The sequence below is a fragment of the Streptococcus sp. 9.1(2021) genome (assembly GCF_030466425.1).
GTDB lineage: Bacteria > Bacillota > Bacilli > Lactobacillales > Streptococcaceae > Streptococcus > Streptococcus wuxiensis.
The window spans coordinates 649,123-662,360 of record NZ_JAGQFU010000001.1 but is presented as its reverse complement, the minus strand read 5'-3'; the positions used below and the strand labels follow the sequence as shown (position 1 = coordinate 662,360).

The 13,238-nt window shown below is 36.9% G+C and carries 9 protein-coding genes; 7 read left to right on the top strand and 2 right to left on the bottom strand.

Going from position 1 to position 13,238, the window contains the following annotated elements; genetic code table 11:
- The first annotated feature begins 85 nt into the window (after window positions 1-85).
- From KBU52_RS03250 to KBU52_RS03240, 3 genes are all read left to right on the top strand, one after another.
- On the top strand, window positions 86-2,791 hold the full coding sequence (locus KBU52_RS03250) for an SEC10/PgrA surface exclusion domain-containing protein (protein ID WP_254724299.1): 2,706 nt from the start codon (window positions 86-88) through the stop codon (window positions 2,789-2,791).
- A 259-nt stretch (window positions 2,792-3,050) separates the two neighbouring features.
- The gene (locus KBU52_RS03245) at window positions 3,051-4,034 is read left to right on the top strand and encodes a hypothetical protein (protein ID WP_254724298.1); all 984 of its coding nucleotides are present in this window, start codon (window positions 3,051-3,053) and stop codon (window positions 4,032-4,034) included.
- A 111-nt stretch (window positions 4,035-4,145) separates the two neighbouring features.
- Window positions 4,146-5,207 carry a DUF6287 domain-containing protein gene (locus tag KBU52_RS03240; protein WP_254724297.1) on the top strand — a complete coding sequence of 354 codons (1,062 nt, stop codon included), beginning with the start codon at window positions 4,146-4,148 and terminating at the stop codon, window positions 5,205-5,207.
- 30 nt (window positions 5,208-5,237) lie between these two features.
- Here KBU52_RS03240 and ffh read toward each other — a convergent pair whose 3' ends face one another.
- Together ffh and KBU52_RS03230 are read right to left on the bottom strand one after the other, a co-directional pair.
- A complete protein-coding gene (gene ffh, locus KBU52_RS03235; protein ID WP_254724296.1) occupies window positions 5,238-6,803 on the bottom strand; it encodes a signal recognition particle protein in 1,566 nt (521 codons plus the stop codon).
- Window positions 6,804-6,814: 11 nt separating this feature from the next.
- Complete coding sequence (locus KBU52_RS03230) at window positions 6,815-7,147, bottom strand: putative DNA-binding protein (RefSeq protein ID WP_004252600.1); 333 nt, start codon at window positions 7,145-7,147, stop codon at window positions 6,815-6,817.
- Window positions 7,148-7,300: 153 nt separating this feature from the next.
- Between KBU52_RS03230 and rnc the strand changes: the two genes are divergently transcribed.
- From rnc to KBU52_RS03210, 4 genes are all read left to right on the top strand, one after another.
- Entirely contained in the window at window positions 7,301-7,999 is a 699-nt protein-coding gene (gene rnc, locus KBU52_RS03225) for a ribonuclease III (RefSeq protein WP_254724295.1), read from the top strand.
- The gene (smc, locus tag KBU52_RS03220) at window positions 7,990-11,529 is read left to right on the top strand and encodes a chromosome segregation protein SMC (RefSeq protein ID WP_254724294.1); all 3,540 of its coding nucleotides are present in this window, start codon (window positions 7,990-7,992) and stop codon (window positions 11,527-11,529) included. Before rnc ends, smc begins: the two co-directional genes overlap by 10 nt.
- Before the next feature lie 89 nt (window positions 11,530-11,618).
- Complete coding sequence (locus KBU52_RS03215) at window positions 11,619-12,278, top strand: trimeric intracellular cation channel family protein (protein WP_254724293.1); 660 nt, start codon at window positions 11,619-11,621, stop codon at window positions 12,276-12,278.
- A 179-nt stretch (window positions 12,279-12,457) separates the two neighbouring features.
- Window positions 12,458-13,036 carry an HD family hydrolase gene (locus tag KBU52_RS03210; protein ID WP_254724607.1) on the top strand — a complete coding sequence of 193 codons (579 nt, stop codon included), beginning with the start codon at window positions 12,458-12,460 and terminating at the stop codon, window positions 13,034-13,036.
- Window positions 13,037-13,238: the final 202 nt, after the last annotated feature.

The following is a 13,238-nucleotide window of genomic DNA, read 5'->3' as shown; positions in this document are numbered from 1 at the left end:
AGTGTTGAATATTACACTGACAAATGATAAAATAATATAATGAAACTATAAAAAATCACTCAATAAGTGATTAAAGGAGAAATTGATGAAGAAATTGCAAATTCTGACAACTACAGCAGTTATTGGACTTGCATCAGCTGCTATTCCTGCATTAGCTCAAGAAGCTAACACTGATGTAGATACGACAACAAGTGTAAATGAACCAGCTCTTGTTGAAAAGCCAACTATTGAAAAATCATCAGACGTCAAACCAATTCTTGATGCTCAAAAGAAAGTTGTAAAACAAACTAAAGAACAACTTACTGAAGCTCAAGCTAAAGCTGATGACGCTAACAAACAAGTGTCTAGCGCTCAATCAGACGTGAATGATGCTCAAGCTAATGTTAAACACGCTGAAGAAGTTGCTTCTAAGGCTACGCCTCAAAACATCAAAGCTAATAAAGCGGACCAGAAAGCTAATCTTGCTGACCAAGAAGCTAATGCTACAGAAACAGCTACTACTGATGCAAAAATTGCAACTCAAACTGAAGCTGTTAACAGCTCTAAATCAGAAGTATCTAACGCTGAACAAGCACTTAAAAATGCTAATGCTGATGTTTCTGCTAAAGAAACTCAAGTTCAATCTGCTAAAGATGCAATTTCAGGAACTGGACTTGCTCAAGCTGAAGATAAACTTGATGAAGCTAAAGCTGAAACTAAGGGTGCTGAAAAGAATGTCGCTCTTGCAAATGACGCTTTAACTAACGCTAAGAAAGCTGATGAAAAACGTCAAGAAGCTATCACAAATGCTCAAAATGATGTCAAAGTAAAATCAGACAGTGTTGAAACTAAGAAAGTCATTCTAACAAACGCACAGGATGCGGTAAAAAATACAGATATTGTTTTAGCAAAAGCAACTGATGCTGTGAAAAAAACAGAACAAACATCTAACGCTTTAGTTGGTGAAAACAAAACCTCTATTTTCTCGTTAAATTTATTTCCTGAAGAAAATACAGGTATTGATTTAACTTTTATTCCAAAAACATATGTTCCATCAAGTCATGATAAAACTGTTTTTGAATCCAATGTTAAACGTTCAAAGAACTTAATGATTGAAGCACAAAATTATTTTGGAAACAATCGAATTAACATTGAAGAAATGTACAGTAAACCTTACACATTTACAGACACCAAAAAATGGGTCGATGTTCGAAATATGTCATTTGAAGATTTAAAAGATATCAATGAACTAGCAATTCGTACTTTAAATGACCTACGTGAACAAAAAGCAGCTTATGATAATAGTAAGTTTACTCCAAGTCAGCTGTCTAAAGGAGTTATAGAAAATGCATATAATGTTGCAAAAGCATATATGGCTAAAGGTTTCATTGATGGACACGATAACAGTATTCTTAACAAATACAATATTTTAAGCGAAAATATTTTTGGAACTGGAACCAGTCTAGATGAAACGACATCATCAGACTTAACTAATTTTGAAAAACGAAAAGACCGTTACCATCGTACAATGGCTGAATTAAAATCAGCTGTCATTCGTGAAATAGTGAACTCAACAAGTAATGATGCACATGCTGGGTGGGGGCACGCACGTCATAATACAACACAATATCCTTATACAGCAATTGCATTCACTATTACAGATAAAAATGCTCTAATGATGCACACTTTATCATCAGCTGGTATCGGAGTTGACACAAGTGACTCTGCTGATTACATGGTAACAAATCGTCAGTATTTGGATTATCTTAAATCATTAACACCTAAAACTGACATTATTAAATTAAAAGCTGAAAAAGCTACAGCTCAAACTGCTTCAGAAAAAGCAAATGACGCTCTTAAACAAGCATCTGCTGATTACGCAAGTGCATTAGAACTTAAGACCTCAGCTGAAAAAACATTATCTGACGCTACTGCTACGCCAATTCAAACACAAGTTGCTGAAAACAACTTGCGTCTTGCAAAACTTGCTCTTGAAAGTGCACAAAAACGTCAAGCTGATGCTCAAAAAGCAGTTGATAACTTCTCAGCTGACCTTGCTTCTAAGAAACAAGCTCTTGATAATGCTAAATCAGCTCTTGAATCAGCTAAACGTGTTCAAGAACAAAAAGTTCAAGCTCTTGCTGATGCAAAAACTGAACTTAAAACTCAAGAATCAAAACTTGAAGCTCTTAAAGCTCAAAAAGCTAAATTGGTTGAAGAAAAAGACCGCTTAGTAGAAGAAGCTAAAGCTCTTGCTGAAGAATTAAAAGCTTATGTTGAAGCACCAATCAATTTGGCTAAAGCTCAAACAACATTAGCTGAAAAACAAGATGCACTTAAAAATGCTGAAGCTAAAGCTAAAAGCGCAAAAAATCTTGTTGAAGCGATTACAACAACACTTAAAGCTGAACAAACTAAACTTGATGAAATTCAAAGTAAATTTGACAAACTTCAAGATTTGGAAGAAAAAGCAAAAGATAATGTCATTGCAACATTGCCTGACGGAACAATTGTTGCTATTCCTAATGGATCACCAACGGCCGAAGAGCTTCCAGAATTTGACATTAACAGTTTGAACAAAGGACTTGACGATAGTAAGATACTCGCTATTGATGACAAAGGCAATGTTACTGTTAATGGTCAAGCCTACACAAGTCAGCAACAAGTATCAAGTAAGCCAATTTATTCACGAGTAGAACGAGCAAAAACACTGCCGGAGACAGGTGAACAAGAAAGCTTATTTGGGTTAGTTGGGGCTGTAATACTGTCAGGTATTTATTTACTTGGTGAAATTAGAAAGCGTAAAGGGTGAAATATGAAAGATGTAAAAGTACTTTTATCATACCTATTGAAATTTATAATGATACTCTTTGTAGCTATAGGAGTTTTGACGGAATACATTTTTCAAGAAACTGGTAGAGTATCTAAAGTAGCTACTAAGCCAAGTAGGATGAGATATAAGTGGTGGTGGGAAAAATAAAGCACTTGTTGCTTTATTTTTCTTAATAATATAGAAAAATTTAACAGAATATAAAATGGATAATAGAACGCAATTATTGAATAATCTTTACATGGTACGTCAAGGACTTACATTTATTTATGAAAAAGAAATCGAGTTGAATGATCTTGAAAATTCTAGAAGAAAGGTTATTCTTACCCAAGAAGAATTAGTTGATTCATTTGGTGATGGATCAAAACCAATTTCAGAAAGATTTTTAAAGTGGTTATTTTACGCTGTTTTAATGGGAACAGTTGGAAATATTATAAAATTTTTGTTTTTAGCTCTTTGGGGTGCGGGTAACATTGGCGAACTTTTTAATTATTTATTAGCGAGTGCTTTTCTAGTTGCGATGATTCAAAGAAAGATGAGACAACCTAAAAATGTATGGGCTAATCTAGGTATCCTAGTATCAGTTTTCATAGTTATAACAACACCTGCTAATATTATTGAAATAGTTGTTAAGTCATTGTTAAGTCTTGACATCTTGGGTACAATCGTATATGGTATTTTATTAGTAATAATGTTGACTGTTTCTTTGTATCTCGGTAATAAATTTTACCCAAAATGGATTGAGTTTACTAATAATTTAATTGATGAAGAAAATCGTATGCGTATAAAGAATAATGAAAAGAATATTGAGGAATATAATCGTCAAATCGAGAAAAACAAAGAAATTACTAGAATAAAAGCTCAGTGTGAACTCGAGCGAACAGAAGCAGCAAAGGCTTTATTCGTATTTGGTAAAGATTGGTATCCAAAAAATTATTATTTTATAGATGCTGTGGATTTTTTTATTGTTTCTCTTGAAAATTTTAAGGCTGATAATATAAAAGAATTGGTCAATTTATATGATGATACTCAATACAAAGCGACTCAGTTAGCCTATCAAGCAGAGATGCTACAATTACAGAAACAACAGTATATTAATAGTAAGAGGATGATTGAATTACTTCGATATAATAATTATTTGCAAACCTTACATATCGGACAATTAGAAGATATTCGTCTAAATACTGCTGAAGCAACTTCTTATCTAAAAAATTTAAGAGTTTAAGAAGACATAATCATTATTATTAATTTATTAAAACCTTCTTACTATAGAGAGTAAGAAGATTTTTGGGATTGTAAATAGATATTTGGTGAAATAATTTTTAAAGGAGTTTTTATGACAAATAAGGTAGGTTTCTTGATTTTATTTGGTTCTGTACTTTTATTGACTGCATGTTCAGGAAAAGCAGAAAAAACAGAATTAACATCTCAAACAAGCGAAATAAGCACTACATCAACTACTGAAATTGAGTTAAAACCAGAGGAACAATACGCGTCGATTATTGAAAAATTTGAGAAGTTGACTACTAATGGTAATGACGCGCTCAAATCAGCAGTAGAGGGAACAGAAACTCAAGAGGCTATGGTAATGAATTACGTAGCTCAAATAAAAGAAAATGGGCAGACGAAAAAATATGCTTTTTATGACATTAACAATGATAAAACCCAGGAACTTCTAATTGGTGATTCAGAGTTTATCCTAGCTATATACACATTGAAAGATGGGAAACCAGTTTTTGTTAAAGGAGCGGGTACTGGTGGTGGGTCAATGCGAAGTAGTCTAACGATTTACAAAGACGGAACGTTACAGTATTTAGCTGGTCAAGGTACTGATCCAAACTGGGAAGCAACCTCTTATCAATTAAAAGATGGCAAATTAGAAGAAATTGTGAAGAAAGATTTTAAACAGTTTCAAGGGAATGAACCAGCAGAAGTTTTAGGTATTTCATCTGAGAAAGTTGATTTTAAACAAGTGACTTGGAACGACTTTAAACAAAATACTAGTAAAGATAAAGATGATGTTACAAAAGAAGTACAATCAACATTAAAAGCTGATATTTCTTCTGTTTTTGCTGGAGATGTATCTAGCATTGAAGGGAATTGGACTAATAGTAGCGGAGAAACTGTTACAATTACAAGTAAAGAAATAAAACACCATAAGGGTAAACAAGGAACATTCCAAGTAACTGCCTTTCGTAAAAATCCAGAGTTACCTCTTTTGACATTGAACTTAGAAGAATCTAATCCTTATGGGCCTCTCTCATATGTATTGATTCCTGCTGGCAATCCTGCCTACTCAAATAACGGTGAATCTGATGCGACAAAGGAGCGTTTAATCGAAGCTTCGACAATTAGTCAGTCAGCAGTTATTTCACCAGAAAGTTTCTTTTATAGATAATTAGAAAAAAAGGACTCAATTGAGTCCTTTTTATTTGCGTTTTTTCTTAGCTTTTTTCATCTTGTTGGCCATGCGTTTCATGGATTGCTTCATAGCAAATTCACCGATTTTACCCTTGAGACCTCCACCAAACATCTGGCTCATATCGGGCATTCCAGCTCCTCCGAGAGCAGACATATCCGGCATGCCACCTTGTCCCATCATACCTTCAAGGGCTGACATATCCATGCCACCAGGCATGTTTTTAGGAAGGTTGTTAGGGTTAATACCCATTTGCTTCATCATCTTGTTCATATCACCAGACATAACACCTTGCATGAGTTGTTTAGCTTGGTTAAAGTCTTTGATGAACTTGTTGACATCGATAAAGGTATTACCAGAACCAGCTGCAATACGACGACGACGGCTTGGAGTGAGCAAATCTGGATTTTCACGTTCTTCAGGAGTCATAGATGAGACGATGGCACGTTTGCGAGCAATTTGTTTTTCATCCACCTTCATATTTTGAAGGGCAGGATTGTTAGCCATACCAGGAATCATCTTGAGCAAATCTTCCATCGGTCCCATATTTTGCACCTGATCCAACTGATCGATGAAATCGTTGAAATCAAAAGTGTTTTCCCGCATCTTTTCAGCCATTTCAAGGGCTTTTTGCTCATCGTATTCTTGGGAAGCTTTCTCAATCAGAGTCAGCATATCTCCCATACCGAGAATACGGCTGGCCATACGGTCAGGGTGGAAGGTTTCAATGTCGGTAATCTTTTCACCAGTACCAGTGAACTTGATTGGTTTTCCTGTGATATGACGGACAGAAAGGGCCGCACCACCACGAGTATCCCCGTCAATCTTGGTAAGGATGACACCGGTAACTTCTAATTGAGCGTTAAATTCTCGCGCAACGTTTGCAGCTTCCTGACCAATCATGGCATCGATGACAAGAAGAATTTCATTTGGTTGAGCTAGAGCTTTGACATCACGGAGTTCATTCATGAGAAGTTCGTCGATTTGTAAACGACCGGCTGTATCAATCAAGACATAGTCGTTATGGTTGGCTTTAGCTTGCTCCAAACCTTGGCGAACAATCTCCACTGCAGGAACTTCAGTTCCAAGAGCAAAGACAGGAACATCGATTTGTTGTCCCAGTGTTTTCAATTGGTCGATAGCAGCAGGACGATAGATGTCGGCCGCAATCATCAGGGGACGAGCATCCTCTTCCTTTTTGAGTTTGTTAGCGAGTTTTCCAGCGAAGGTTGTTTTACCAGCACCCTGCAAACCAACCATCATGATAATAGTTGGGATTTTTGGGGACTTGATAATCTCAGCTGTGTCTGAACCAAGAACCTCCGTCAATTCTTCATTGACAATCTTAATGATTTGTTGGGCTGGATTGAGGGTATCAATGACTTCATGCCCGACAGCTCGTTCACGAATTTTTTTGATAAAATCCTTCACAACTGGTAAGGCAACGTCGGCTTCTAAAAGAGCCAGACGAATTTCCTTGGTTGCTTCTTGGATATCGCTCTCTGTAATTTTTCCTTTTTTACGTAGGTTTTTAAAGACGTTCTGCAAACGTTCTGTTAAATTTTCAAATGCCATATTTATTCCTCTTATTCTCTATTGTCAATACTTGTTAAAATCTCAACTTGCTCTTGGAGAAAAGCATCTTCTGGATAACGCTCAATAATCTGATCAAAAATCTGACTGCGAACAATGTAGTCAGAATACATATGAAGCTTCATTTCATAATCTTCCAGAATCTTTTCTGTACGTTTGATATTATCATAAACAGCCTGGCGACTGACACCGAACTCTTCTGCAATTTCAGCTAAACTATAGTCGTCTGCATAGTAGAGCTCGATATAGTTCATCTGCTTATCAGTTAAAAGGGCTGCATAAAATTCAAACAGAGCATTCATTCGATTGGTTTTTTCAATTTCCATAAGATTTATTATACCAAAAAATAGCCTGAACTGCTAGTAATGGATTGATTTTAAACACAAGTCAGAAAAAGGACTTTTAACGGTTATTTTCTGACTATGAAACCTTTTTTTGGTATAATGGAGTGTATTATAATGTTTTAGAAAGAGGTTCTTATGAGAGAATTAGAAACCGTGTTAGAGCAACGTTTTGGGCTTGTTTTTTCAGATAAACAATTACTTGAAACAGCTTTTACTCACACTAGTTACGCCAATGAGCACCGCCTCTTAAAAATTTCACACAATGAACGCTTGGAATTTTTAGGAGACGCTGTTCTGCAATTATTGATTTCAGAATATCTGTACAAAAAATATCCTAAAAAACCAGAAGGTGACCTGTCTAAACTCCGTGCCATGATTGTACGCGAGGAGAGTTTAGCTGGTTTTGCCCGTGACTGCCAGTTTGATCAGTTTATCAAGCTAGGAAAGGGAGAGGAAAAATCTGGAGGCCGTAATCGAGATACCATCTTGGGAGATGCTTTCGAAGCCTTTTTGGGTGCCCTGCTTTTAGATAAGGATCTACTTACGGTAAAAGTGTTTATCTACCAGGTCATGATACCGAAGGTTGAGGCTGGTGATTTTGAGATGATTAAAGACTACAAGACTCACCTCCAAGAATTACTCCAAGTCAATGGTGATGTTGATATTCGTTATCAGGTGATTTCAGAGATCGGACCAGCCCACGATAAGATGTTTGAGGTTGAAGTCCTTGTCGAGGGTCAAAGTTTAGGTAGGGGTCAAGGACGATCTAAAAAATTGGCCGAACAGGAAGCCGCTAAAAATGCAGTTGAGGAAGGACTGGATTCATGTATTTAAAAGAAATTGAGATTCAGGGGTTTAAGTCCTTTGCTGATAAGACCAAGGTTGTTTTTGACCAAGGAGTAACAGCGGTTGTAGGACCCAATGGCTCTGGAAAATCTAACATCACAGAAAGTTTACGCTGGGCTCTTGGGGAATCCAGTGTCAAAAGTCTTCGTGGTGGGAAGATGCCTGATGTTATCTTTGCAGGGACAGAAAGTAGAAAACCATTAAACTATGCTTCTGTAGTTGTTACTCTAGATAATCAGGACGGTTTCATCAAGGATGCAGGCCAGGAAATCAAGGTGGAGCGTCATATCTATCGTACTGGGGATAGTGAATACAAGATTGATGGTAAAAAAGTCCGTCTTCGTGATATTCATGATCTTTTCTTAGATACCGGACTTGGACGTGATTCCTTCTCCATTATTTCCCAAGGGAAGGTCGAAGAAATCTTTAACTCCAAACCTGAGGAACGTCGGGCTATCTTTGAAGAAGCGGCGGGAGTTTTAAAATATAAAACTCGTCGTAAAGAGACGGAAAGTAAACTGCAACAAACTCAAGACAATTTAGACCGCTTGGAAGATATCATCTATGAGTTAGACAATCAAATCAAGCCCTTAGAAAAGCAAGCAGCAACAGCTCGTAAATTTATAGACTTGGACAGTCAGCGTAAAGGCATCTACTTAGATGTTTTAGTTGCACAAATTCAAGCCAATAAGGCTGAATTGAATCTAACAGAAGAAGAATTAAACCAAGTTCAAGAACTGTTGACTAGTTATTATCAAAAACGCGAGTCACTAGAACTTGAAAATCAATCTCTCAAGAAGCAGAGACAAGATTTACAAGCAGAGATGGCTAAAGATCAAACTAGTTTGATGGATTTGACTGCTCTAATCAGTGATTTAGAACGGAAATTGGCCTTGTCTAAACTGGAGACAGAGCAGGTTGCTCTCAATCAACAAGAGGCTCAAGCTCGTTTAGCTAGTTTGGATGAAAAGAGAAATGTTCTTATTCAAGAGAAGGAAGAAAAAGAAGCAAATCTCAGTCAGTTAGAAGAAAATCTAGCAGTCAATACTAAGGAGCTCATTCGTTTAGAAGCTGAGTTAGAAGCATTTTCTGATGATCCAGATCAGATGATTGAGCAATTGCGTGAGCGCTTTGTTGCTTTCTTGCAGGAAGAAGCGGATGTCTCTAACCAATTGACACGGATTGAAAATGATCTTGAAAATAGTCGCCAACAGACTCAAAAGCAAGAAGAACAATTGGAGTCCTTGAAGGAACAATTAGCTTCTGCCAAATCTAAGGCAAGTGAACAAGAAACTGCTCTTAAATCAGCAAAAGAAAAAGTACAGACCTTGCTTGCTGACTATCAGACGAATGCTAAACAGGAAGAAGAACAAAAGCAGGCTTATCAAAGTCAGCAAAATCAACTTTTTGACCGCCTAGATAGTTTGAAAAACAAGCAGGCCAAGGCGCAAAGTCTGGAAAACATTCTTAAAAATCATAGTAATTTCTATGCGGGTGTTAAGAGTGTTCTACAAGAAAAAAATCGCCTGGGCGGTATTGTCGGAGCGGTCAGTGAACATTTAACTTTTGATGTTCGTTATCAAACAGCTCTTGAAATTGCCCTCGGTGCAAGTAGTCAACATATCATCGTTGAAGATGAACAGGCTGCGACTAAAGCTATTGATTTCCTTAAGCGAAACCGAGCTGGTCGTGCTACCTTCCTGCCTTTGACAACCATCAAGGCTCGTAGCATTTCTGGTCAGAACCAAGATGTGATTGCCTCAAGTCCAGGTTTTCTTGGAATGGCAGATGAATTGGTTACTTTTGATGCAAAGCATGAAGCTATTTTTAAAAACTTGCTAGCTACAACAGCAATCTTTGATACGGTTGAGCATGCGCGTGATGCTGCTCGTAAGGTACGTTATCAAGTTCGTATGGTAACCCTAGATGGTACAGAATTGCGTACAGGTGGTTCTTATGCTGGTGGTGCCAATCGTCAAAATAACAGCATTTTCATCAAGCCTGAATTAGAACAGTTGCAAAAAGAGATTGCTCAAGAAGAAAAGCTTCTTCGTCAAGAGGAAGAAAATCTCAAGTCAGTTCAAGTAGCCTTGAATGAACTTAGTCAAACTTTGGAAACTATTAAATCCCAGGGAGAGCAAGCTCGAATAGAGGAGCAAGGCTTATATCTGGCTTATCAACAAACTTGCCAACAAGTCGAAGAACTCGAAACACTGTTAGAACTTCAGGAAAAAGAATTAAACAATCTAAGAGGTGGAGATTGGCAAACTGAAAAAGAAAAATGCCAAGAACGTCTTGCAGTTATTTCAACTGAAAAGCAAAAGCTGGAGTCTGAGATTGAAGAAATCAAGTCCAATAAAAATGCTATCCAGGAACGTTACCAAAACTTGCAGGAAAAACTTTCTCAAGAGCGGCTTCGCAAGACTGAAATGTTAGGGCAAAAGCGTTATGAAGTTGCGGATATTGAGCGTATCAACAAAGAGCTTGAACACCTTGATATGGAGCAAGATGAAATCGAACGCCTTCTCCAAGAAAAGGTAGACAATCTTGAAAAGGTTGATACGGAACTTTTGACCAAGCAGGAAGCAGAAGCTAAGAGTCAGAAGGAAGAAATTCAACAAGGACTCATTCGTAAGCAGTTTGAGCTGGATGATATTGAAGGCCAATTGGATGATATTGCTAGTCATTTAGAACAAGCTCGTCAGCAAAATGAAGAATGGATTCGTAAGCAAACACGTGCAGAAGCAACCAAAGAGAAGATTATGGACCGCCTTCGCTATCTTCAAGGTCAACTGACTGAAGAATACCAGATTAGTTATACGGAAGCTTTAGAACAAGCCAATCCGTTAGAAGATTTGGCTGTCGCTGAACAAGAGGTCAAGGATTTAGAAAAATCTATCCGTTCACTTGGTCCAGTCAATTTGGATGCCATTGAACAGTTTGACGTAGTTCACGAACGCTTGGAATTCTTAAATAGTCAGCGTGATGACATTCTTTCTGCCAAAAATCTTCTTCTTGAAACCATTACAGAGATGAACGATGAAGTGAAGGAACGATTTAAATCAACCTTTGAAGCTATTCGTGAATCCTTCAAAGTGACCTTTAAGCAGATGTTTGGTGGTGGTCAAGCGGACCTAATCCTGACCGAGGGAGATTTATTGACAGCGGGTGTTGAAATCTCTGTTCAACCGCCTGGTAAGAAAATCCAATCTCTCAACCTTATGAGTGGTGGAGAGAAGGCCTTGTCAGCTTTGGCTCTGCTTTTCTCAATCATTCGTGTCAAGACCATTCCATTTGTTATTTTGGATGAAGTAGAGGCTGCACTCGATGAGGCTAACGTTAAACGCTTTGGAGATTATCTTAACCGATTTGACAAGGATAGCCAGTTTATCGTTGTTACCCACCGTAAGGGAACCATGGCAGCCGCAGATTCTATTTATGGAGTAACTATGCAAGAATCTGGTGTTTCTAAGATTGTATCTGTTAAACTAAAAGATTTAGAGAATATGGATGCTTAGTTGGTTCTTGTTACAAAATTTCAAGCTAAAGCATGTAGAAAGACCTTCAAGAAGTCGGAAAGGTTACAAAAATAAATTGAGGAGCTTATATGGATTTTGACCTATTCCTAATGATTTGTAATTATATTGGGACTATAGCCTTTGCGGCGTCAGGAGCCATCAAAGGATTTGGTAAACGTTTAGATATTTTTGGAATTAGTTTATTGGCAATTGTAACGGCAGTAGGCGGGGGTATTTTAAGAGATTCTATTATCAGTCGTTTTCCCTCCGCTCTTGCAGATCCTGGACCGATTTATGTCTCTATCCTTGTAGCTGTTATTATGTATGCCTTTGTGACATCAAAACAAGCCAATGCTAGTCAAGAAAAAAAATTCTATAAGTGGCTGAGAGAAACCTATCTCATCTTTGATTCGATTGGATTGATTATCTTCTCTCTAATCGGGGCTACAGCTTTAGCTGATAGTAAATTGAACTTGATGTCTGCAGGGATTTTGGCCTGTTTAACAGGTGCTGGCGGAGGTATCATCCGAGATCTCTTGATTAATGAAGTCCCAAGTGTTCTAAAAGAGGACATCTATGCCCTTCTATCTTTTGTAATTGGCGTTATTTATTACTGGTTGGCCTTTGTCCTTCACTTTCCAAGAATCACTGCTTTTATCATTCTCTCAATTGTCGGTTTTGTGATTCGACTCTGTATTATCAAGTTTAAGCTCTCTTTGCCAAATATGGATAAAAAGACTTGGAATTGATTGATGGTAGGAAAGCTCAATCACTCGATTGAGAAATATTTTATAAATTACAAGTTTAATCAAGCGTCTAATCTCGTATGGATTAGGCGCTGTTTTATTTTTGCAAATACGGGAAATATTTGATGAAATTAATATTTTTTGGTATTATATCTAAAATTTTAAATAAGATAGGAGCTACAATGAGTAATTTAAAGAATTCAGTCGATTTTATTAAAGAAATAGAGAAGTTAAAGTCAGTAACAAGATTTAATAGAACTCTTGATGGAAGATTTGAAAATAGTGCCGAGCATTCTTGGCAAGGTGCTATAGCTGCTATAGTTCTTCAAGATTATTATCCTGAAAAGTTGAAAATGGAAAAAGTTATTTCTATGTTATTGATTCATGATTTAGGTGAGATTTATGCCGGAGATACTTGGGTTTTTGATGATGAAAAAAAGGTTCATTCTCATGATAGAGAGTTAGAATCTATAGAAAAAACAATGAGCCTCCTTCCAGAAGAGAAATATTTGAATATGAAAAATTTGTGGTTGGAATTTGAAAAAGGGCAGAGTGCTGAAGCAAGATATGCAAGAGTGATCGATGCATTGCTACCACTGATAAATCACTTAGAAGTGTCAGAATTAAATTATAACCCTGATAATATCAGTGCAGACATGGTATTAGATAAGAAAAAGTTCATAAAAAGTGAATCAGAAGAATTATGGAAACTGACGGAAGATTTGATTCAGGAAAGTGTGGAGAGGGGCTTATATTTATAATAACGACCGGCTCTAAATATAGAGAAAGCCTTGGAATAAGCTGTTTCCAAGGCTTTTTAGCTATCAATAGATACAAGAAAAAATTGTCAGAGTAGATGATTATTATTAGATACCATTATTTTGTAAAACTCTAAACTATATGTTATTAAAGACAGATTGTATTGAGTACTGAATTATACAAAAATTACTAATGGATTGAGAA